General features: G+C 71.8%; 18 protein-coding genes and 1 riboswitch. Of the genes, 13 read left to right on the top strand and 5 right to left on the bottom strand.

Going from position 1 to position 22,011, the window contains the following annotated elements:
• Positions 1-10: 10 nt before the first annotated feature.
• A complete protein-coding gene (locus E3N83_RS10540; RefSeq protein WP_151083219.1) occupies positions 11-2,917 on the bottom strand; it encodes a glycoside hydrolase family protein in 2,907 nt (968 codons plus the stop codon).
• 278 nt (positions 2,918-3,195) lie between these two features.
• Between E3N83_RS10540 and purN the strand changes: the two genes are divergently transcribed.
• The 4 genes from purN (at position 3,196) to E3N83_RS10520 (ending at position 6,735) form a co-directional block, all read left to right on the top strand.
• Positions 3,196-3,810 carry a phosphoribosylglycinamide formyltransferase gene (gene purN / locus E3N83_RS10535; protein ID WP_202879198.1) on the top strand — a complete coding sequence of 205 codons (615 nt, stop codon included), beginning with the start codon at positions 3,196-3,198 and terminating at the stop codon, positions 3,808-3,810.
• A gap of 40 nt (positions 3,811-3,850) precedes the next feature.
• Positions 3,851-3,928: riboswitch (ZMP/ZTP riboswitch) on the top strand.
• 20 nt (positions 3,929-3,948) lie between these two features.
• Complete coding sequence (purH, locus tag E3N83_RS10530) at positions 3,949-5,505, top strand: bifunctional phosphoribosylaminoimidazolecarboxamide formyltransferase/IMP cyclohydrolase (protein WP_202879197.1); 1,557 nt, start codon at positions 3,949-3,951, stop codon at positions 5,503-5,505.
• A gap of 55 nt (positions 5,506-5,560) precedes the next feature.
• Entirely contained in the window at positions 5,561-6,403 is an 843-nt protein-coding gene (locus tag E3N83_RS10525) for a bifunctional methylenetetrahydrofolate dehydrogenase/methenyltetrahydrofolate cyclohydrolase (protein WP_151083217.1), read from the top strand.
• 5 nt (positions 6,404-6,408) lie between these two features.
• Positions 6,409-6,735: a DUF3017 domain-containing protein gene (locus E3N83_RS10520; RefSeq protein ID WP_238342859.1), complete on the top strand. Its 327-nt coding sequence runs from the start codon at positions 6,409-6,411 to the stop codon at positions 6,733-6,735.
• Positions 6,736-7,048: 313 nt separating this feature from the next.
• Here E3N83_RS10520 and E3N83_RS10515 read toward each other — a convergent pair whose 3' ends face one another.
• The gene (locus tag E3N83_RS10515) at positions 7,049-8,071 is read right to left on the bottom strand and encodes a malate dehydrogenase (RefSeq protein WP_420371827.1); all 1,023 of its coding nucleotides are present in this window, start codon (positions 8,069-8,071) and stop codon (positions 7,049-7,051) included.
• Positions 8,072-8,151: 80 nt separating this feature from the next.
• Here E3N83_RS10515 and E3N83_RS10510 point away from each other — a divergent pair, with 80 nt between their 5' ends.
• A complete protein-coding gene (locus tag E3N83_RS10510) occupies positions 8,152-8,913 on the top strand; it encodes a hypothetical protein (RefSeq protein ID WP_151083215.1) in 762 nt (253 codons plus the stop codon).
• Positions 8,914-8,925: 12 nt separating this feature from the next.
• Here E3N83_RS10510 and E3N83_RS10505 read toward each other — a convergent pair whose 3' ends face one another.
• Positions 8,926-9,849, bottom strand: a complete 924-nt coding sequence (locus E3N83_RS10505) for an MIP/aquaporin family protein (protein WP_238342858.1) — start codon at positions 9,847-9,849, stop codon at positions 8,926-8,928.
• Positions 9,850-9,959: 110 nt separating this feature from the next.
• On the opposite strand from E3N83_RS10505, the gene E3N83_RS10500 reads away from it, so the two are divergent.
• The 3 genes from E3N83_RS10500 to E3N83_RS10495 are packed head-to-tail and all read left to right on the top strand — an operon-like array spanning position 9,960 to position 13,614.
• Positions 9,960-12,191, top strand: coding sequence for an NADP-dependent isocitrate dehydrogenase (locus E3N83_RS10500; RefSeq protein WP_238342857.1), 2,232 nt, complete (start codon positions 9,960-9,962; stop codon positions 12,189-12,191).
• Positions 12,188-12,391 (top strand): DUF6199 family natural product biosynthesis protein, encoded by a 204-nt coding sequence (locus E3N83_RS19990; RefSeq protein ID WP_238342856.1) that lies wholly within the window; start codon positions 12,188-12,190, stop codon positions 12,389-12,391. Before E3N83_RS10500 ends, E3N83_RS19990 begins: the two co-directional genes overlap by 4 nt.
• 50 nt (positions 12,392-12,441) lie before the next feature.
• Positions 12,442-13,614, top strand: coding sequence for an MFS transporter (locus E3N83_RS10495; RefSeq protein ID WP_337692347.1), 1,173 nt, complete (start codon positions 12,442-12,444; stop codon positions 13,612-13,614).
• Here the strand turns inward: E3N83_RS10495 and E3N83_RS10490 are convergent.
• Both E3N83_RS10490 and E3N83_RS10485 read right to left on the bottom strand, forming a co-directional pair.
• Positions 13,611-15,251 (bottom strand): DUF2029 domain-containing protein, encoded by a 1,641-nt coding sequence (locus E3N83_RS10490; RefSeq protein WP_151083213.1) that lies wholly within the window; start codon positions 15,249-15,251, stop codon positions 13,611-13,613. The two genes, E3N83_RS10495 and E3N83_RS10490, sit on opposite strands and share 4 nt — an antisense overlap.
• A 93-nt stretch (positions 15,252-15,344) precedes the next feature.
• Complete coding sequence (locus tag E3N83_RS10485) at positions 15,345-16,448, bottom strand: GNAT family N-acetyltransferase (RefSeq protein ID WP_151083212.1); 1,104 nt, start codon at positions 16,446-16,448, stop codon at positions 15,345-15,347.
• Positions 16,449-16,561: 113 nt separating this feature from the next.
• On the opposite strand from E3N83_RS10485, the gene trpS reads away from it, so the two are divergent.
• From trpS to E3N83_RS10460, 5 genes are all read left to right on the top strand, one after another.
• Positions 16,562-17,632, top strand: coding sequence for a tryptophan--tRNA ligase (gene trpS, locus E3N83_RS10480; protein WP_151083211.1), 1,071 nt, complete (start codon positions 16,562-16,564; stop codon positions 17,630-17,632).
• An 8-nt stretch (positions 17,633-17,640) separates the two neighbouring features.
• The gene (locus tag E3N83_RS10475) at positions 17,641-18,162 is read left to right on the top strand and encodes a 2'-5' RNA ligase family protein (RefSeq protein WP_151083210.1); all 522 of its coding nucleotides are present in this window, start codon (positions 17,641-17,643) and stop codon (positions 18,160-18,162) included.
• The gene (locus E3N83_RS10470; protein ID WP_151083209.1) at positions 18,162-19,229 is read left to right on the top strand and encodes a YihY/virulence factor BrkB family protein; all 1,068 of its coding nucleotides are present in this window, start codon (positions 18,162-18,164) and stop codon (positions 19,227-19,229) included. The genes E3N83_RS10475 and E3N83_RS10470 overlap by 1 nt, the downstream gene beginning before the upstream one ends.
• Before the next feature lie 151 nt (positions 19,230-19,380).
• A complete protein-coding gene (locus tag E3N83_RS10465; RefSeq protein ID WP_151083208.1) occupies positions 19,381-20,166 on the top strand; it encodes a hypothetical protein in 786 nt (261 codons plus the stop codon).
• Complete coding sequence (locus E3N83_RS10460) at positions 20,166-22,010, top strand: fumarate reductase/succinate dehydrogenase flavoprotein subunit (RefSeq protein WP_151083207.1); 1,845 nt, start codon at positions 20,166-20,168, stop codon at positions 22,008-22,010. Before E3N83_RS10465 ends, E3N83_RS10460 begins: the two co-directional genes overlap by 1 nt.
• Position 22,011 lies beyond the last annotated feature (1 nt).

The raw sequence follows: 22,011 nt of genomic DNA, 5'->3' as shown, positions 1-22,011 counted from the left end.
TGCGGCGTGGTCAGCGCCGCGACTGCACCATCACCGGGCGGTAGCCGATCCGGATGTGATGGTGCCGGCCGAGCTTCTGCGCACGGCCGTCGACCGACTGGCGGTAGGTCGCGCGCGCCGGCAGGCGCAGCCGCTCGCCGTGCCGAGGGTTCCAGTAGATCCGGCGGACGCCACCCCGGTAGCGGATCACGCACGTGTAGAGACCCGAGCGGTGCTGCGCGCAGGGGCGTCGCCCGTGCCGGCCGACGAGCCGCCCGTGCAGCCAGTCGGCCGCGGTGGCCAGGGCCCGGCCCGCGGCGGTGACCCGATCAGGCTGACCGGGCACCGCGAGCAGCGTGTTGCCGAGGGTGCCGCCCCCGACCGAGGCGGGCAGCCGGCCCCAGTCGTAGCGGTACCAGAAGACCCGGGCCAGGCCGTGCGCGGCGCCGAGGAGGTAGGTCCGGATCACGTTGGCGACCTGGTGCCGGCGTGTGATCGGCCGGGCGGCCAGCTCCCCGGGCGTGCCGCTGCGCACGCCGTAGTTGATCTCCGAGGCCCACAACGGCGTCCGGACCGGCACGCCGGCCTTGGCCAGCCGGTGGCGGGCGCGACCGAGCAGGGCCATGGCGTCCTCCGGCCCCGCCGTGCGGTGGCCGCTGGTCGGCATCGGGTACAGGCTGAGCGCGTTCGCGTCGTAGTAGCGCCACACCGGCAGGCCGTTCACCCTCTGCGACTCGTACCGGCTGAACCACCGGCGCTGGTAGGGCAGGCGGACCGCGAACGACGGTGCGACGATCGTCGCGCCCGGGTCGACCTGGGCACCGACGTCGTGCACGGTCCGGGTGAGCTCGGCCAGCTGGCCGGGGGTGCCCGTCCAGAAGGTCGAGATGTTGCCCTCGTTCCACACCTGGTACGCCGCGATGCCGCGTCGGCCGTTGAAGTCGCGGTAGCGGGTCATCACCGCGCGCACGTAGTCGGCGTAGTGACTGAGGTCGCTCGGCGGGAGGGTGGCGGTGCCGGCGTAGAACGACGGCGTCATCGCCAGCACCAGGGTCACCTGCACGTGGTGCGCCTGGGCCGCGCTGACCAGGCTGTCGAGGCGGCTCCAGTCGTAGACGCCGGGAGCGGTCTCGACCTCGCGCCAGGTGACCTGGGCGTCCCAGAGCCGGATCGAGCCGAAGGGGATCCGGCCGTAGGCCCGTTCGGACCCGTCATGGATCCCGAAGAAGGCGCGGGGCACCCGGACCACCTGGGCGCGGTGGTGCCTGCCCTGGGTGCGGTCGTGACCCGACGCCGCGAGGTCGGCAGGTGCCGGGGCCGCCAGCGAGACGAGCAGGCCGGCGCCGGCGATGACCGCGGCGGCGCGTGCGTGCAGTGAGAGCCGTTTGCGAGGGGGGACGTGCACGGGGATCGGACCTTTCTGGGCTTCCCCCCGAGATTCAGTTGGCACCCCCCGGTGCTGCACCCCCCTGGTGCTCTTCCCCCCACGTGCTGCGAGCTCTAGGGAATCACGCCCGCGGGCGACTTGTGGGCGAATCGTGGGAAAAGCGAGTCCCGCCTGTGTGGTGGGAGGCGCGCTCAGCTCGGGGAGTCGACCATCACCGGCTGGTAGCCGATCTGGACCGTCGTGGCCCGGCGGCTCACCGTGCGGCGGTCGCCCAGGCCGGTCTGCCGGTACGTCGCACCGGCGGGCAGCGGGATCCGCACCGCCTGGGTGGGGTTCCAGTAGATCCGGCGGGTGCCGCCCGGGTAGCGCACGACGCAGGTGTAGGTGTCCTCGGCGTCCCGGGCGCAGGGCCGACCGGTGCCGGTGCCGACCAACCGTCCGCGCAGCCACGCCTGGGCGGTGGCCAGCGCCTGCCCGGCGGGGGTGATCTGGTCGTAGACGCCGGGGGTTGCGAAGCGTGTTGCCGAGGGTCCCCCCGCCGGGCACCGTGCCCCAGTCGTAGCGGTACCAGAACAGCCGGGTGAGCCCGTCGGCCGCTCCGAGCACGTAGGTGCGCAGGACGTTGGCCACCTGCTGGCTGTCCGGGATCGGGGTGGCGACCAGGTGCCCGGGGGTGCCGCCGCTGGGCAGCCCGTAGTTGATCTCGGTGCCCCAGAGCGGCAGGTCGGCCGGCACGCCGGCGCGGGCCAGCAGGTTGCGCGCCGTACCCAGCAGGGCCATCGCGTCCTCGGGGCCGCCCGGACGCGTGCCGTAGGTCGCCTTCGGGTAAAGGCTCAGCGCGTTGGCGTCGTAGAAGTGCCAGACCGGAACTCCGTCGACGAGCTGCGACTGGTAGGCGGCGAACGCGTCGGCCTCGAACCTCATCCGCATCGCGAACGACGGTGCGAGGATCGTCGCGCCCGGGTCGACCTGGGCGCCCACGTCGTGCACGACCCGTGTGAGCTCCGCGAGCTGTCCCGGGGTGCCGGTCCAGAAGGTCGACAGGTTGCCTTCGTTCCAGACCTGGTACGCCGCGATGCCACGCCGGCCGTTGAAGTCGCGGTAGCGGTCCATCACCGCGCGCACGTAGTCGGCGTAGTGGGACAGGTCGGTGGGCGGGAGCGTCGGGGACGAGGCGTAGAAGGTCGGGGTCATCGCCAGCACCAGCGTGACCTGGACCCCGTGCGCCTGGGCGGCGCCGACCAGGGTGTCGAGCCTGCTCCAGTCGTAGACGCCGGGCGACTTCTCGATCTCGCGCCAGGTGACCTGGGCGTCCCAGAGCCGGATCGACCCGAAGGCGGCCCGCCCGTAGGCCTGGCCCGAGCCGTCGTGGAGGCCGAAGAACGCGGCCGGGACCCGGACGACCTGCGTGGTGGTGCGGGCCTCGCGGCCGGAGCCCGGGTGGAGCGCGGGTGCGGCGGGGGCCGGTGCGGCGAACGAGACCAGGGCGCCGGTGACGACGAGTGCGGCCAGAGTGCGGGCCTTGAGGGCGGAGGCGGTGGGCGTGCGCACTGGGAGGTCACACCTTTCGGTCGCACCCCGGCAGCTGCGCCATCCCCATGGCGGAGGCTCCCCGGCCCGAGGGCCGGTTCGCTTCGTGACTCCAGAGGACCACCGCCGGCCCCCGGCCGCGGGCGAACCACCGCCAAGGGGGCCATCGTCGGCGCCACTGGGGACCGAGGGCCCGGGTGGGCATGGCCCCCTTGCACCAGACCGGGATGGCCCGGTTGCGGGTGTTCGTGACCTGGGTCACAGCCGGTGCGTCCGCGGGCGGACCCTAGACTCCACGGGTGTCCGAGCCCCTGCGCGTCGTCGTCCTCGTGTCCGGGTCCGGCACCAACCTCCAGGCGCTGCTGGACGCCGCGAGCGACCCGTCGTACCCCGTCTCCGTGGTCGCGGTCGGTGCGGACCGGGACGCGATCGAGGGGCTCGCCCGCGCGGAGCGGGCCGGGATCCCGACGTTCGTGCACCGGGTGCCGGACTTCGAGACCCGCGAGGCCTGGGACGAGGCGCTGACCGCCTCGGTGTCGTCGTTCGAGCCCGACCTCGTGGTCTCGGCCGGCTTCATGAAGCTGGTGGGGGACGCCTTCCTGTCGAGGTACGCCGGCCGGTTCCTCAACACGCACCCGGCCCTGTCACCGTCGTTCCCGGGGATGCACGGGCCGGCTGACGCCCTGGCGTACGGCGTCAAGGTCAGCGGCTGCACCTTGTTCGTCGTCGACTCGGGCGTCGACACCGGGCCGATCGTGGCCCAGGCGGCGGTCCCCGTGCTCGACGGCGACAGTGCGGAGTCGCTGCACGAACGGATCAAGACCTCGGAGCGGGCGATGCTGGTCGAGGCGGTCGGTCGGATCGCCCGCGAGGGCTTCTCCGTCGACGGCCGGGTCGTCCGTTTCGGGCGGTGACCTGATTCGGTGGTCGAGCTTGTCGGGCCCACCCGTTAGGCTGCCCGGACACGACTGGCGCGGGTGGGAAACCACCGGGGAGTGACGTCATCGGGCATCGACCGCCTGGGTGCCCCGAGCAGCGCAGGAGTGACCTCTGTGACCGATCGCATCCCGATCAGGCGAGCCCTGGTCTCCGTCTTCGACAAGTCCGGACTCGACGACCTCGTCCGTGCCCTCGCGGCAGCCGACGTCGAGCTGGTCTCCACCGGCGGCTCGGCCGCGCGGATCGAAGCCCTCGGCCTTCCGGTGACCAGGGTCGAGACCCTGACCGGCTTCCCCGAGTGCCTCGACGGCCGGGTGAAGACCCTGCACCCCACGGTGCACGCCGGCCTCCTCGCGGACCGCCGCCTCGAGTCCCACGTCCACCAGCTCGCCGAGCTCGGCATCGAGCCGTTCGACCTGGTGGTCTCCAACCTCTACCCGTTCGCCGAGACCGTGGCGTCGGGGGCCACGCCCGACCAGTGCGTCGAGCAGATCGACATCGGCGGCCCCTCGATGGTGCGGGCGGCGGCCAAGAACCACCCCTCGGTCGCCATCGTCACCAGCCCCACGTCGTACGACGACGTGGTTGCCGCCGTGGCCGCAGGTGGCTTCACCCTCGACCAGCGCAAGCGGCTCGCGGCCGATGCCTTCGCCCACACCGCGGCGTACGACGTCGCGGTGGCGTCGTGGATGGGCAGCGTGCTCGCCGACACCGGCGACGGCACCGGCTTCCCGGCGTTCACCGGAGCGACCTGGCAGCGCAAGGCGGCCCTCAGGTACGGCGAGAACCCCCACCAGCCCGCGGCGCTCTACGCCCACTGGCGCGGTGGGCTGGCCGCGGCCGAGCAGCTGCACGGCAAGGAGATGTCGTACAACAACTACGTCGACACCGACGCCGCCCGGCGCGCGGCCAACGACTTCGACGTCCCCGCCGTGGCGATCATCAAGCACGCCAACCCGTGCGGGATCGCCACCGGCGCCGACGTCGCCGAGGCCCACCGCAAGGCCCATGCCTGCGACCCGGGCTCGGCGTTCGGCGGTGTGATCGCGGTCAACCGGCCGGTCACCCGGCAGCTGGCCGAACAGGTCGCCGAGGTCTTCACCGAGGTGATCGTGGCGCCGGGCTACGAGGACGGCGCCGTGGAGGTGCTCCAGACCAAGAAGAACATCCGGATCCTGAGCTGCCCCGTCGACGAGCACGCCGACCCCGTGGAGTTCCGGGGCATCTCGGGTGGCGTCCTGGTGCAGCGCGTCGACCACGTTGACGCGCCCGGCGACGACCCGTCGACGTGGACGCTGACCACGGGCGAGGCGGCCCCCGACGACGTGCTCGCGGACCTCGCCTTCGCCTGGCAGGCCTGCCGCTCGGTGAAGTCCAACGCGATCCTGCTCGCGCGGGACGGCGCGTCCGTCGGGATCGGGATGGGCCAGGTCAACCGGGTCGACTCCTGCCGGCTCGCGGTCTCGCGGGCGGGGGAGCGGGCCGCGGGCTCGGTGGCCGCCTCGGACGCCTTCTTCCCGTTCGAGGACGGTCCGCAGATCCTGATCGACGCCGGCATCCGGGCGATCGTGCAGCCGGGCGGCTCGGTCCGCGACGAGCTGACCATCCAGGCCTGCCGGGACGCCGGCGTCACGATGTACCTCACCGGCACCCGCCACTTCTTCCACTGACCATCTCGGTGGTCGAGCGGAGTCGAGACCACCCAGGCAACCGAAGGACACATTGATGACCGCACGCATCCTCGACGGCACCGCGACCCTGCGGACGATCAAGGCCGAGCTCACCGAACGGGTCGCCGCGCTGAAGGAGCGCGGCATCACGCCCGGGCTGGGCACCGTCCTGGTCGGCGACGACCCGGGCTCGCACTGGTATGTCGGCGCCAAGCACAAGGACTGCGCCTCGATCGGGATCACCTCGCTGCGGCACGACCTGCCCGCGAGCGCGACCCAGGCCGAGGTGGAGGCGGTGATCGACGAGCTGAACGCCGACCCGGCGTGCACCGGCTTCATCGTGCAGCAGCCGACCGGGCTCGACGAGTTCGCCCTGCTCTCCCGCGTCGACCCCGACAAGGACGTCGACGGCCTGCACCCGATGAACCTCGGGAAGCTGGTGCTCGGCAAGGCCGGCCCGCTGCCGTGCACGCCGGTCGGCGTGATCGAGCTGCTCCGCCGCCACGGGGTCGAGATCGCGGGCGCCGACGTGGTCGTGGTCGGCCGCGGGCTCACGGTCGGGCGCCCGCTCGGCCTGCTGCTGACGCGTCGTACCGAGAACGCGACGGTGACCCTGTGCCACACCGGGACCCGCGACCTGGCGGCCCACGTGCGCAACGCCGACATCGTGGTCGCGGCCGCCGGGGTGCCGGGCATCATCAGCGCGGAGATGGTCAAGACGGGCGCCGCGGTCCTCGACGTCGGCGTCTCGCGGGTCGACGGCAAGATCGCGGGCGACGTGGCCGACGACGTGGCCGAGGTCGCGGGCTGGGTGTCGCCGAACCCCGGCGGGGTCGGGCCGATGACGCGCGCGATGCTGCTCTCCAACGTCGTCAGCATCGCGGAGCAGGCACACTGAGCACCGTGGAGCAGGAGGAGCAACCCGCCGAGCTGGTCGCCGAGCCGACCCGCCGGCGGCGCCCCTCCACGATCGGCGGCGCGGTCTACCTCGTCGTGCTGGCCACGGCCGGCGTGGGCCTGAGCATCGTCACCCGCGGCAACTGGCGCCTGGGCGTGAAGTGGATGGCCGCCTCGCTGGTCGTCGCGGCGCTCGTGCGCCTGGCCCTGCCCGCGAGTGAGGCCGGGATGCTCGCCGTACGCCGTCGCTTCCTCGACGTCGCCCTCCTCGCCGCCGTCGGGGTCGCCCTGTGGTTCCTCTCCACGAGCATCCCCAACCAACCCCTTCCCTGACTCGGCGCAAAGAGGCAGCGCACACCCGCTCAGTCGGCGCAAAGAGGCAATGCACACACGCCGAGTCGGCGCGAAAAGGCAACGCAGACACGCTCAGTCGGCGCGAAAAGGCAATGCACACACGCTCAGTCGGCGCGCGTGGGCAGTGGCTCGGTTGCCGCGGGTGCACTTGTGCGGCGACTCGGCGCCCCGAGCGTGCCTCTTTGCGCCGACTCGGCGCCCCGAGCGTGCCTCTTTGCGCCGACTCGGCGTGGTGTGAGTGCCTGTTTGCGCCGACTCGGCGTGGTGTGAGTGCCTGTTTGCGCCGACTGGGTCAGATCAGGCCGAGGCCGGTGACGGCGTCGCGCTCCTCGGCGAGCTCGGCCACGGAGGCGTCGATGCGGGCGCGGGAGAAGTCGTCGATCTCGAGGCCCTGGACGATCGACCAGTCGCCGCCCGACGTGGTGACCGGGAACGACGAGATCAGGCCCTCGGGGACGCCGTACGACCCGTCGGAGACCACGGCCATCGAGACCCAGTCTCCGTCGGCCGAGCCGTGCAGCCAGTCGCGGGCGGCGTCGATGGTGGCGGAGGCCGCGGAGGCCGCCGACGAGGAGCCGCGGGCCTCGATGATCGCGGCACCGCGCTTGGCCACGGTCGGGATGAACGTGTTCTCCAGCCAGTCCTGGTCGCCGACCACCTCGGCGGCGTTGCGACCGCCCACCTCGGCGTGGAAGAGGTCGGGGTACTGCGTGGCGGAGTGGTTGCCCCAGATCGTCATCTTGGCGATGTCGGTCACGGGTGCGCCGGTCTTGGCCGCGAGCTGCGAGATCGCCCGGTTGTGGTCGAGCCGGGTGAGCGCGGAGAAGCGCGCCGAGGGGATGTCGGGAGCGTTGCTCATCGCGATCAGCGCGTTGGTGTTGGCCGGGTTGCCGGTCACCCCGATGCGTACGTCGTCAGCGGCGACCTTGTTGAGGGCCTTGCCCTGCACGGTGAAGATCGCGCCGTTGGCCTCGAGCAGGTCGCTGCGCTCCATGCCCGGGCCGCGCGGGCGCGCGCCGACGAGCAGGGCGAGGTTCACGCCGTCGAAGATCTGCTCGGCGTCCGAGCCGATCTGGACGCCGGCGAGCGTCGGGAACGCGCAGTCGTCGAGCTCCATCACCACGCCCTCGAGCGCCTTGAGCGCCGGCTCGATCTCCAGCAGCCGCAGCTCGATCGGACGATCGGCGCCGAGCAGCGAGCCGCTGGCGAGACGGAACAGGAGGCTGTAGCCGATCTGGCCGGCGGCGCCGGTCACGGCGACCTTGAGGGGTGCTGCACTCACGGGATGACTCCTCGGGACACGTGGCCGCGACATCGCCCGACCACCGAAGTGGATGCCGCCGACGCTAGCAGCGGGCGGACGTCGTACTTCAAGCGGGCTGGCATGCTGCAGCCATGACGCGCGGGCCCGCCCAGCTGGTCGCCCGGGCAGCCCGAGCGGCCTTCGCCCTGCTCGTGGTGGCGCCGCTCGCCGCCTGCGGCGGCCTGCCCACGCCGGTCGGCCCGAGCGGCATCGACGGTCTGACCATCCCGACCCCGGACCCCGCCCCCGGCGACTTCGTCGGCCGCGTCGACAACCGCTGGTTCCCGCTCGCGCCGGGCACCCGCTGGACCTATCGGCGCTACACGCGGACCACCCTCGACACGGTGGTCGCCACCGTGCTCCCGGCGAGCCGCCCGGTCGACGGCGTGGCGACCACGGCGGTGCGGTACGTCGTCCGCCGCCCCTCCGGTGGTACGACGTTCGCAGCGGTCCGCTGGTACGCCCAGGACGCCGCGGGCAACGTCTGGTGGTTCGGCCAGCGGGTCGGCGCCACCTTCCCGGTCGACCCGCTCGCCACGACCTCCTGGCGGGCCGGTCGCAACGGCGCCGAGGCGGGTCTGGTGATGGCCGCGCAGCCGCGGGTCGGGGACGGCTTCGGCAACGGGTTCCGGGCGCGCGACATGGAGCGCCGGTCCACGGTGGTGTCGCTGGACGCCTCGGTGACCCTGCCCCGGGGGAGCTACGACCACGCGGTCGAGACCCGTGACCTGAGCGCCCTGGCACCGATCCGCGTGGTGCAGACCTACTTCGTGCCCGGGATCGGGATGGTCGCGCAGGACACGACGGACGCGGTCGACGTACAGCTCACGCTGGTCCGGGTCAGCCGGCCCTGACGGCCGGCCGGCTCACTGCTGGGGCCGGATCTGGGTACGTCCGTCGTCGTCCGGCGGGGTCGCGGTCGGAGCCGCCGGCGGGGGGACGTCTCCCGCGGCGCCGTTGCCCTCCTGCCACTGCTGCTGGAACGCGTCGGGGGCGCCGTACCCCGGCACCGCGCCGGTGGCGCCGGTGCCGAACCGCAGCCCGGACCCGGCGACCGGCTCGACGCCGCGTCCGAACAGCGCCGGGTAGACCAGGCCGGACACGGCCCCGCCGACCAGCGGCGCGAGGATGAAGAGCCACAGGTGCTTCAGGGCCTCGCTGCCACCGAAGAGCGCCGGCCCGATCGAGCGGGCCGGGTTCACCGACGTGCCCGTGGCCGGGATCGCGACCATGTGCACCGCGAAGAGGGTCAGGCCGATCGCCAGGGGGGCCAGGGCCGGGTGCTCGTTGCGGGAGTCGGTGACCGCGAGGATCACGAAGACGAAGACCGCGGTCAGGATCAGCTCGAGCACGAACGCGGCCCACCAGGAGATGCCGGAGGCTCCCAGGCCGTGGCCGAAGGAGTTGGTGCCCATCCGCCCGTCGGAGCTGAAGCCGTCGTAACCGTGGGCGACGACGAAGAGCGCCAGTGCGCCGACGGTCGCGCCGACCACCTGGGTGACCATGTAGGCCAGGGCCTCGCTCCAGGGCACCCGGCCGCCGATGGCGGCGCCGATCGAGACCGCGGGGTTGAAGTGCCCGCCGCTGATCCGGCCGACGGCGTAGATCATCACCGCGACCGCGATGCCGAAGGTCAGGGCGACGCCCGTGTAGTCGGGGAGGTTGCCGCCGGCCGCGCCGAGGATCACCACCGACCCGACCCCGAAGAACACCAGGACGAACGTGCCGAGGAACTCGGCGACCAGCTTCTGGCCGAGCTCCGGGGCCGCGGTCACCGTCATGTCGGACATCGAGTGCTCCTCACGTCGAGCGCCGGCCCATCCGCCGGGTCCAGCGCCGACGATAGTCCCGCGCAGCCGTGGTTTGCCTGACCCACACGCCCCCAACTAGCGTCGAAGACGTGACCGACGCCGTGCAGCCCTCCCCGATCATCTACACCCACACCGACGAGGCGCCGCTGCTCGCGACGTACTCCTTCCTGCCGATCATCGAGGCGTACGCCGGTCAGGCCGGGGTGGGCGTCGAGACCCGCGACATCTCGCTCGCCGGGCGGATCATCGCGCAGTTCCCCGACCGGCTCACCGACGAGCAGCGGCAGCACGACGCGCTGGCCGAGCTCGGCGAGCTCGCGACCCGGCCCGAGGCCAACATCATCAAGCTGCCCAACGTCTCGGCCTCGATGCCGCAGCTGAAGGCGGCCGTCTCCGAGCTGCAGAGCCAGGGATACGACCTGCCGGACTACCCCGACAGCCCGACCACCGACGAGGAACGCGACGTCCGGACCCGCTACGACAAGGTCAAGGGCAGCGCGGTCAACCCGGTGCTGCGCGAGGGCAACTCCGACCGCCGCGCTGCGGACTCGGTCAAGCAGTACGCACGCAACCACCCGCACTCGATGGGGGCCTGGAGCCCGGACTCCAAGACCAACGTGGCGACCATGGGTGAGCACGACTTCAAGTCCAACGAGAAGTCCGTGGTGATCGAGGGCGACGACACGCTGCGGATCGAGCACGAGGCGGCCGACGGCACGCTCACCGTGCTCAAGGACGCGTTGCCCGTGCTGGCCGGCGAGATCGTCGACGCCACCGTGCTCGAGGTGGCGCACCTGCACGCCTTCGTGGCGAACGCCATCGCCCGCGCCAAGGCCGACGGTGTGCTGTTCTCGGTGCACCTCAAGGCCACGATGATGAAGGTCTCCGACCCGATCATCTTCGGCCATGTCGTCACCGCGTTCTTCCCCGAGGTGTTCGCGACGTACGGCGAGGAGCTCGCAGCCGCGGGGCTCAGCCCGAGGAACGGCCTCGGCGGGATCCTGGCCGGTCTCGACCAGCTGGAGCACGGTGCGGAGATCAAGGCCGCCTTCGAGGCCGGTCTCGCCGACGGGCCGCCGCTGGCGATGGTCGACTCCGACCGTGGCATCACCAACCTGCACGTGCCGTCGGACGTGATCGTCGACGCCTCGATGCCCGCGATGATCCGCACCAGCGGCCACATGTGGGGCCCCGACGGCGAGGAGGCCGACACGCTCGCGGTGATCCCCGACTCGTCGTACGCCGGCATCTACCAGGTCACGATCGACGACTGCCGCGCCCACGGCGCCTTCGACCCGACCACGATGGGCTCGGTCTCCAACGTCGGGCTGATGGCGCAGGCCGCCGAGGAGTACGGCTCCCACGACAAGACCTTCGAGATCCCCGCGGCGGGCACCGTGCGAGTCGTCGACGGCTCCGGCGCGGTGCTGATCGAGCACGACGTCGAGGCCGGGGACATCTGGCGGGCCTGCCAGACCAAGGACGTCCCGGTCCGTGACTGGGTCAAGCTGGCCGTGACGCGGGCCCGGGCGACGGGCGCGCCCGCGGTCTTCTGGCTCGACGAGAGCCGCGCCCACGACGCCAACCTGATCGCCAAGGTGCGGGCCTACCTCCCCGAGCACGACACCAGCGGACTCGACATCCAGGTGCTCGCCCCCCAGCTCGCGATCGCCTTCTCGCTCGAGCGGATCCGCAAGGGCGAGGACACGATCTCGGTCACCGGCAACGTGCTGCGCGACTACCTCACCGACCTCTTCCCGATCCTCGAGCTCGGCACCAGCGCGAAGATGCTGTCGATCGTGCCGCTCATCAACGGTGGCGGCCTCTTCGAGACCGGGGCCGGCGGCTCGGCTCCCAAGCACGTGCAGCAGCTGGTGAGGGAGAACTACCTGCGCTGGGACAGCCTCGGCGAGTTCCTGGCCCTGGCGGAGTCGTTCGGCAAGTACGCCGAGGTGCACGACAACCCGCACGCGAAGATCCTCGGCGAGACCCTCGACCGCGCCACCGGCACGTTCCTCAACGAGAACCGCTCGCCCTCGCGCAAGGTCGGCTCGATCGACAACCGCGGCTCGCACTTCTACCTGGCGATGTACTGGGCCCAGGAGCTCGCGCGGCAGGACGACGACCCGGAGCTGGCAACGCGGTTCACCGACCTCGCGGCCCGCCTGGCCGACGAGGAGCAGACGATCACCGAGGAGCTGATCGCCGTCCAGGGCCACCCCGTGGATCTCGGCGGCTACTACCGGCCCGACGACGCGAAGGCGTCCGAGGTGATGCGTCCGTCGCCGACGTTCAACGCGGCACTGGAGTCGCTCGGGTGATCCTGGTCCTCCTGCTCCTGGTAATCGCCGCGATGGCGGTCTGGACCCTGGTGAGCCCCGAGTCCACCTGGCGGGCATCGCAGGGATGGATGGTCCGCAACCGGTCGACGGTGGAGCTGAGCACCGCAGGTCGGCTGGCCGGGCGGGTCGTGGCCGGGTTCGTGCTCGTGGTCGCCGTGATCACGTTGGTCAGTCTCTGAGCGCGGAGACGTCGGCCGGCGCGACGACGCACGTCGCCGGAGCAGCACGCGTGCAGCTGGCGACCCTCGCCCTGGCCATGGGCGGCTTCGCGATCGGGACCACGGAGTTCATGGTGATGGGGCTGCTGCCCCAGATCGCCGACGGGGTCGCGGTCGACATCCCGACAGCGGGCCACCTGATCTCGGCCTACGCCCTCGGCGTGGTCGTCGGCGCCCCGATCCTGGCGGTCAGCGGCGCGCGGCTGCCGCGCCGTGCCCTGCTGGTCGCCCTGATGACGACGTACGCCGTTGCCAACGCACTCAGCGCCCTCGCCGGCAGCTACGACCTGCTGCTGCTGGCCCGCTTCCTGGACGGTGTCCCGCACGGCGCCTTCTTCGGCGTCGCGTCACTGGTCGCCGCCGACCTGGCCCGGCCGGGTCGGCAGGGGCGGGCCGTGGCGATGGTGATGCTGGGGCTGTCGGTGGCCAATGTCGTCGGAGTGCCGGCCGCCACCTTCCTCGGGCAGCACCTCGGCTGGCGCTCGGCGTTCTGGGTCGCGGCGTCCCTGTCGATGCTGACCGTGGCCCTGATCCTCGCGTTCGTGCCGACCGGCCCCGGCAACGCCGACGCGACCGGCCGGCGCGAGCTCCGGCTGTTCGCCGAGCCCCAGGCCTGGCTGACCCTGCTGGCCGGCGCCATCGGCTTCGGCGGGATGTTCGCGCTCTACTCCTACATCGCCAACGTGGTCACGGTCGTCGGTGGCCTGCCGGACGGCGCCGTACCGGTCTTCCTGCTCGTGTTCGGCCTCGGCATGGTGGCCGGGACCTGGGTGGCCGGGGCACTCGCCGACTGGTCGGTGTTCCGGTCCCTGCTCGGCTCGTCGGCCGCGATGGCGGTGCTCCTGGTCGCCTTCGGCCTGGTCGCACCCACCGGCTGGCCGTCCCTGCTCCCGGCCTTCCTGGTCGCCGTGTCCTCGTCGGTCCTGGTGGTCAACCTCCAGCTGCGGCTGATGGACGTCGCCGGCGACGCCCAGACCCTGGGGGCGGCGATGAACCACTCCTCGCTCAACATCGGCAACGCCGTCGGGGCGTGGCTGGGTGGGCTGGTGATCGCGGCCGGCTGGGGCTACCGCGCCCCGTCGTTCGTCGGCGCGGTGCTCGCCGTGGCCGGGCTGCTGATCCTGCTGGTCTCCGCGCGCGCCCATCGGCGCGACGCGGCTGCCGCGGCGCAGCCGGGCAGCTAGGAGCCCGGGTTGGGGCAGACCCCGCCGCGCTGCTGGCGGTCGGGGAGCACGTCGAAGTCGGACGTGAGCACGTAGGTGCCGGCGCGCCGGGCGTGCAGCAGGGTCCAGTCGCCGTTCTGCGACAGACACCCGTGCGCCCGGACGCCCAGCGACACCGGCACGGTGCCGTCGAGCACCGCGAGATGGTCGGACCACCGGATCTGGATCGGCACCAGGCCCGGCTTGCTGACCTGCATCCGCAGCTGGTTGCCCGACATCGAGATGATCTGGGCGCCACGCAGGAGCGGAGCGGGGTCCGCGACCCGGTAGAGCTTCCAGTCCGGGTTGCTCCAGACCAGGTGCAGGTAGGGCAGGCCGGTGGCGATCAGCTTCGCCTCGTCGACCGACGCGAAGTCCAGCTTGGTGGCCGGCACCGCGACGTAGGCGACGGCCAGCTGGTCGAGCCACTGACGGTACGACGTCGCGTCGAGGGCGCCGTCGTTGTAGAAGATCGGGTTGTCCACGACGTCGGCCTGGCGCTCCCACCCGCGGGCCACGGGGGTGGTCTCGCCGACGTAGCGTGCGGCGCCCTTGGTCTGCGGCTCCACGACCTCGACCCGTTGGCCGAGGTGGGCGCCGGAGTCGAGGCGCTGCCCGAGCTGGTGGAGCAGCGGCGCGTAGTACGGCGCGGACGCCGACGGCGAGTCGGCCTCGGCGAGCTGCCAGGTCACGTCCACCGCGGGGAAGACCAGGGCCAGCGCGGTCAGGGCCAGGACGTGCTTGTCGGGCCGGTGGCCGTAGCCCACGATCAGCGGGGCCGCGAGCAGCCACACCATCCGGGTCAGGTTGAGCCCGACGCTGTTGGGCACCACCAGACAGACCAGGAGGCCGACCGCGATGATCACGGCGCCGGCCCTGATGGTGGGCTCGTTGCGGCAGGCGATCCAGACCAGGACGATGCCGAGCAGGGCGAACAGGATCTGCGCCGGCGGAGACCCCATCACGCCGGGGTTGCGGAACAGCACGGCCAGGGTGCCCAGCGACGCGGCGGTGGCCACGCCCACCACGAGGGCCTGGGGCCGGCGCGAGCGGTCGCTGACCAGGACCGCTGCGGCCACGATGCCGGTGAACAGCCCCGCGAGCGGGCTCCCGAGCACGCTGGCGATGGTGGCCAGCCCGGCCAGCCACGGGTGCCGGTGCATGAGGGCGTAGACCGCGAGCATGGCCGCGGCCAGGCCGACCAGGAAGGTGATCCGCCCGCCGAAGAGGTTGAGCAGGACGGTCCCCGCGAACGCCACGCTCGCCGCCCGCGGACGGGCCGAGCCCTTCAGCAGCTGGTGCCCGGTCCACATGCAGATCGCCGAGGCGATGGCGCCGGTGATCGCGACACCGGCGTCGCTGTTGCCGACCAGGTCGCCGATCGTGGCCATGATCCCGGGCGCCATCACCGAGTACGTCGGCAGCTCCATGCCGCCGTACCAGCCCGGCCACCACGACACCGAGCCGAGCCGGTCGAAGATCGCGGCGCGGGTGGCCTGGGCGGCGAAGTCGGGGACCTGCGGGACCAGGATCAGGTAGAGGGCCAGCCCGACCGCGGGGACGAACCACGTCAGCATGCGCCGGGTGCGCAGCGACGAGATCGTGGACTGCAGGCTCACCCTTCCCCCTCGTGTCGGGCCGGCACCGTGATCCGGCGCTCGTGCCATTGTGCCAACACCCCGGTACCGCGCCGTAATCCTTTGGTCCCGACCTCAGCGAGACCCGCGCCACTCCTCGACCAGCACGTCGTACCGCATCGCGTCGACCCGGCCCTCGGGACGGATCACGGTGCCGAGCCGGACCACGCCGGCCTCCCGCAGGCCTGCGGCCTCCAGGGCGTGCCGTGAGGCGGCGTTGCCGAGGGCGGCGTGACCCTCGATCCGCACGAGACCGAGGGCGTCGAAGCCGTGCCGGAGGGCGAGCGCGGTGGCCCGCGTCGTCACTCCCCGGCCCCGGGCGTCGGGGTGCGCCCAGAAGCCGACCTCGGCGGCGTTGCCGGGCGCGATGTCGAACAGGTTCACCGCCGCGAGCAGGACGTCGTCGTCCCCCGTGACCGCCCAGGTCACCGCGTCGCCGCTCGCCGCCGACTCGAGGGTCTGCTCCAGCCAGGTCCGGGCATCGGCCCAGGTGTACGGCGAGGGCATCCGACCCAGCCAACGCTGGGTCCGGTCGTCCCCGGCCGCCTCCACCACCCGGGCGAGGTCGCCGTACCGCAGCGGGCGGAGCCGGACCACCTCGTCGGTGAGCAGCGGAGTCTCCAACCAGGTGCTCCTCGGGCCGCGCTCGTCGGTGACCAGGAGGGTGCCCGACCACGCGTCGACGAGGTTGCCCCGGTGCCGCAGGTAGCCGCGGAGGGTGCCGTCGAAGGAGAACCCGAGCCGCCACGCGAGCCGTCGTGACGTCCAGTTCCCGACGTGAGCGTGCCAGACGACGGTCCGGACGCCGCGCTCGGAGAAGCCCCAGTCGAGCACCAGCCGGCAGGCCCGCTGCATCGCGCCGGTGCCCCGGACCCACGGCGTCGACGCGAAGGCGATCTCGGCGCGGCCGCCCCCCTCGTCGCGCAGCTCGACCGTGCCGGCGTAGCGCCCCTCCGACTCGACCGCGAACCCCCACCGGCCCGCCGCCCAGCCCCCGGGCATCACCTCGGTCACGAACGCGTGGGCCTCGTCGACGCCGTACGGCGTGGGCACGGTGGTCCAGCGGACACTGGCCGGGTCCGTGGCCTGCTCGACCACGCCGGGCACGTCGTCCTCCCGGTGCGCCCGGAGCGTGACGGTGCCGTCGGTCAGGGTGGGCGCGGTCGGGACGTCGGGCATGGCGGCACCCTGCCAACGCGAAGCGCGACGGGGCAAGCCGATTGCCGCGCCGTCGTACGACGTGCCGGTCACCCGGCCCCGGAGCTCTCGACGCCCCTGACACAATGCAGCCCATGCCCAGCGCGACCACGTCACCCCAGCTGACGGTCCCCGACGTGGCCACCGGGGCGCGGCCGCGGGTGCTCTCCGGCATCCAGCCCACGGCCGACTCCTTCCACTTCGGCAACTACCTCGGCGCCCTGCGTCAGTGGGTCGACCTCCAGCGCGAGTACCAGCCCTTCTTCTTCATCGCCGACCTCCACGCGATCACGCTGGAGCAGGACCCCAAGGTCCTGCGCGAGCGGACGCTGCGCGCGGCCGCCCAGCTGGTCGCGATGGGGATCGACCCCGAGCGGTCGTCGATCTTCGTGCAGAGCCAGATCCCGGCGCACGCCCAGCTCGGCTGGGTCCTGCAGTGCCTGACCGGCTTCGGCGAGGCCCGCCGGATGACGCAGTTCAAGGACAAGTCGGCCAAGGGGGGTGAGGGCGCGGCCAGCGTCGGGCTGTTCACCTATCCGATCCTCCAGGCCGCCGACATCCTGCTCTACCGGCCGCACTTCGTGCCGGTCGGCGAGGACCAGCGCCAGCACCTCGAGCTCACGCGCGACCTCGCCCAGCGGTTCAACCACCGCTACAAGAAGACCTTCCGGCTGCCCGAGCCCTACATCCTCAAGGCCACCGCCAAGATCACCGATCTCCAGCTGCCGACGGCCAAGATGTCGAAGTCGTCGTCCTCGCCGGCCGGCATCATCGAGCTGCTCGACGAGCCGCGCGTGAGTGCGAAGAAGATCCGCTCAGCGGTCACCGACTCCGGCTCGGAGATCCGCTTCGACCCCGACGAGAAGCCGGGGGTCTCCAACCTGCTGACGATCTTCTCCGCCCTGTCCGGGCTGGCCGTCAGCGACCTCGAGCAGGAGTACGACGGGCGCGGTTACGGCGACCTGAAGAAGGACCTCGCCGACCTGGTCGTGGACTTCGTGACGCCGTTCCGCGACCGGACCCTCGAGCTCCTCGACGACCAGACCCACCTGACCCAGATCCTCGAGCAGGGCCGCCAGGCCGCCGCCGAGATCGCCGAGGCGACGCTGCGCGACGTGTTCCAGCGGGTCGGCTTCGCGGCGGTCTCCCGGGCGACCGGCGCGTAGGGGTCCGCGTGCCGACGATCGGGGTCTCGCTCGCCGTTCCCGAACCCTGGGGCAGCCGGCTCCAGGACTTCCGGGTCGCCAACGGCGACGAGCAGGGTGCCGCGATCCCGACCCACATCACACTCGTGCCGCCGATCGAGGTGGACAGCCAGACCCTCGGCCCGATCGAGCAGCACCTCGGTGAGGTGGCCCGGCTGCGAGCGTCGTACGACGTGCACCTGCGCGGCTCCGGCACCTTCCGCCCGGTCTCGCCGGTGGTGTTCATCAACCTGGTCCAGGGCATCTCCCAGACCGAGCAGCTCGCCCACGCCTGCCGGTCGGGTCCCCTCGCACTCACGCTGGACTTCCCCTACCACCCGCACGTGACCGTCGCCCACCACCTCGACGACGACCGTCTCGACCGCGCGTTCGACGAGATGGCCGACTTCGAGTGCGCGTTCCCGGTGAGCGACTTCCACCTCTACGTGCACGACGGTGACAGCGGCTGGACGGCCACGCACGACTTCGTGCTCACCGGCCCACCGGGCTGATGGCCTCTCCCCTCGCGCGGGCGAAGGCGCTGCTCGGACGTGCCCGCGAGCGCTCGGCGCTGGTCGACCACCTGGTCCGGATGCAGGCCCACTACGGGCGGGTCAACGGCTCGGCTCAGGCCGGGGCCGTCACCTACTTCGCGTTCCTGTCGTTCTTCCCGATCCTGGCTCTCGCGTTCTTCGTGGTCGGCTACCTCGCCCGGATGGACTCCTCCGCCCAGGACAACCTGGTCCGGGCCGTCCAGCAGGTGCTGCCGGGCATCGTCAGCAGCCGGAACCCTCCTCCCAACGGCGAGATCTCGATCCGCTCGATCGAGGACGCCGCCGGAACCGTCGGGCTGATCGGCCTCGCCGGAGTGATCTACTCCGGCCTCGGCTGGCTGTCGGGGATGCGCAGCGCCCTCGAGGTGGTCTTCGAGATGCCGCGCAACGAGTACCCCAACTTCTTCGTCGGCAAGCTCCGCGACCTGGTCACCCTGGTGATCATCGGGGTCACGCTGATGCTCAGCGTCGCGGTGACCGGCGCCGTCGTCGGCTACTCGGACAAGCTCCTGGAGCTGCTCGGCCTCGGCCGGCAGCTGAGCTGGCTGGTGCACCTGGGCGGCGTCGTGGTCGGGATCGGCGCGGACATGCTGCTGTTCTACGCACTGTTCCGGCTCCTGGCGCGGCCGCGCACACCGCGCCGGGCCCTGTGGCAGGGAGCGCTGCTGGGTGGGATCGGCTTCGAGGTGCTCAAGCTGGGGTCGAGCTACCTGCTGCGGGCCACCCAGCACCAGCCGGCGTTCCAGGCGTTCGGGATCGCGCTGGTGCTCCTGGTCTGGATCAACTACTTCTCCCGGGTCGTCATGTACGCCGCCGCCTGGGCGCACACCTCGCGCCCGGCGCGGGCGGCCCGCGACGCCGTACCCGCTCCGGCGGGCCCCGCCCCGCCTGCGGAGCCACCCCGGGCCGTCGCCCCGGCCCCGTCGGTCGCGGCGGCGGGGCGCGCCGACCCCCGGCTGGCCTTCGTCGTGGGAGCGGCGACTGCCTGGGCAGTGGCGGCGCTGGCCCGCAGGCGCCGTCGCTGAGCCGGGCGCCCGGGTCCAGGCCGGTTCCGCGTCCGAAATCTCACACCACCCGGGTACGGCGTCCGGGCTGGCGCCGCGATAAGTTGCCCTGTGCTCGCGCCTGACGTCGCGGAGGCGCGCCCCGGCTTGGCCCAGTCTTGGAAGGACGACGATGTCAACAGGAGTGCACGGCCCCACCCGGGCCAGCATCGAGGCGAAGACGCTGCGGACCGACCGGTGGTGGGTCTACCCCCTGACCACCTTCGTCGTGTTCACGGCGTTCGTCATCTACGCCACGATCCGTGCGTTCATGGGCAGCCACTACTACCAGGCGCCCTACCTCTCGCCCCTCTACTCGCCCTGCTTGGGCGACTGCGTCAAGGGCAGCTCCGACTTCGGGCAGCCCTTCGGCTGGTGGCCGCTGTCGGCCGCGCTGATCGTGCTGATCTTCCCGCTCGGCTTCCGGATGAGCTGCTACTACTACCGCAAGGCCTACTACCGCGCCTTCTGGATGAGCCCGCCGGCGTGTGCCGTCGCCGAACCGCACGCGTCGTACTCCGGTGAGACCAAGCTGCCGCTGATCCTCAACAACATCCACCGCTACTTCTGGTACGCCGCGGTCGTGGTCTCGCTGATCCTGACCTACGACACCGTGCTCACCTTCCGCGACGCGAACGACCACTGGTTCCACATGGGCCTGGGCTCGCTGGTGTTCCTGGTCAACATCGTCCTGATCTGGCTCTACACGCTGTCGTGCCACTCCTGCCGCCACATCGTGGGCGGGCGGCTGCGGCACTTCTCCAAGCACCCGGTGCGCTACAAGGCCTGGACCTGGGTCTCCAAGATCAACCACCACCACGCCCGTTTCGCCTGGCTGTCCCTGTTCTCGGTCGCCTTCGCCGACCTCTACGTGCTCCTGATCTCGTCCGGGGCCTTCTCCGACCCGAGGTTCTTCTGATGACCACCACCTCCGAGACGCCGAGCGTCCCCGACAGCGACGTCGAGAAGCACCAGTACGACGTCGTCGTGATCGGCGCCGGTGGCTCCGGGCTCCGGGCCGCGATCGCGGCTCACGAGGCCGGCGCCCGGGTCGCCCTGGTCTGCAAGTCGCTGCTCGGCAAGGCCCACACGGTGATGGCCGAGGGCGGTGCCGCGGCAGCGCTGGGCAACCTGTGGCCCGACGACAGCTGGCAGGTGCACTTCCGCGACACCATGCGCGGCGGCAAGATGCTCAACAACTGGCGGATGGCCCAGCTCCACGCGCAGGAGGCACCCGAACGGGTCCTCGAGCTCGAGGACTGGGGGGCGCTCTTCGACCGCACCAAGGACGGGCTGATCTCACAGCGCGACTTCGGTGGCCACCGCTACGCGCGGCTCGCGCACGTCGGGGACCGCACCGGACTGGAGATGATCCGCACCCTCCAGCAGCGAGCCGTGCAGCTCGGCGTCGAGGTGTTCATGGAGTGCACGATCACCGACCTCCTCAAGGACGGCGACCGGGTCTCCGGGGCCTTCGGCTACTGGCGCGAGACCGGCAGGTTCATCACCTTCGACGCGCCCAGCATCGTGCTCGCCACCGGCGGCATCGGCAAGAGCTTCAAGGTCACCTCGAACTCCTGGGAGTACACCGGCGACGGCCACGCGATGGCCCTGCGCGCCGGCGCGAAGCTGATCAACATGGAGTTCGTCCAGTTCCACCCGACCGGGATGGTCTGGCCGCCCTCGGTGAAGGGCCTGCTGGTCACGGAGTCGGTGCGTGGCGACGGCGGCATCCTGAAGAACTCCGAGGGCAAGCGGTTCATGTTCGACTACATCCCGGAGTTCTTCAAGAGCGAGACGGCCGACACCGAGGAGGAGGCCGACCGCTGGTACGAGGACAAGAAGAACAACCGCCGGCCACCCGAGCTGCTGCCACGTGACGAGGTCGCGCGGGCGATCAACTCCGAGATCAAGGCCGGCCGCGGCTCCGAGCACGGCGGGGTCTACCTCGACATCGCGTCGCGTCGTACCCCCGAGTTCATCCGCAAGCGCCTCCCGTCGATGTACCACCAGTTCAAGGAGCTGGCCGACGTCGACATCACCGTCGAGGCGATGGAGATCGGCCCGACCTGCCACTACGTCATGGGTGGCGTCGAGGTCGACGCCGACACCGAGCTGAGCGGGGTCGAGGGCCTGTACGCCGTCGGCGAGTGCTCCGGCGGCATGCACGGCTCCAACCGGCTCGGCGGCAACTCGCTGTCCGACCTGCTGGTGTTCGGGCGCCGCGCCGGCGAGTCCGCCGCGGCCTACGTCGCCGGCCTGGGTGCGGCGCGACCCGCCGTCTCCGACGACGACCTGGCCGCCGCCCGCAGCTTCGCGCTGAAGCCTTTCGACCCGGCGTCCGGCGACAACGAGAACCCCTACAAGGTCCAGCAGGACCTCCAGCAGACGATGAACGACCTGGTCGGCATCATCCGCACCCGTGCGGAGCTGGAGTCGTCGCTGGCCGAGATCGAGAAGCTCAAGGTGCGTGCTGCGCACCTGAAGGTCGAGGGACAGCGGGAGTACAACCCCGGCTGGCACCTCGCCCTCGACCTGCACAACATGCTGCTTGTCTCCGAGTGCATCGCGAAGGCGGCGCTCGAGCGCGAGGAGTCACGCGGCGGTCACACCCGCGAGGACCACCCCGGGTTCAACGAGGAGTGGGGCACCAAGAACATCGTGCTGTCGATCAACTCGGCGGGCGACGGCGTCGACCTGGCCACCCAGCCTCTTCCGGTGATGCCGGACGAGCTGGCCGCATTCTTCGAGGAAGGGCACTGAC

It is taken from the genome of Nocardioides cynanchi (genome assembly GCF_008761635.1).
Classification (GTDB): domain Bacteria; phylum Actinomycetota; class Actinomycetes; order Propionibacteriales; family Nocardioidaceae; genus Nocardioides; species Nocardioides cynanchi.
The sequence above is the reverse complement of the archived record's forward strand: the minus strand, read 5'-3'. Positions and strand labels throughout refer to the sequence as shown.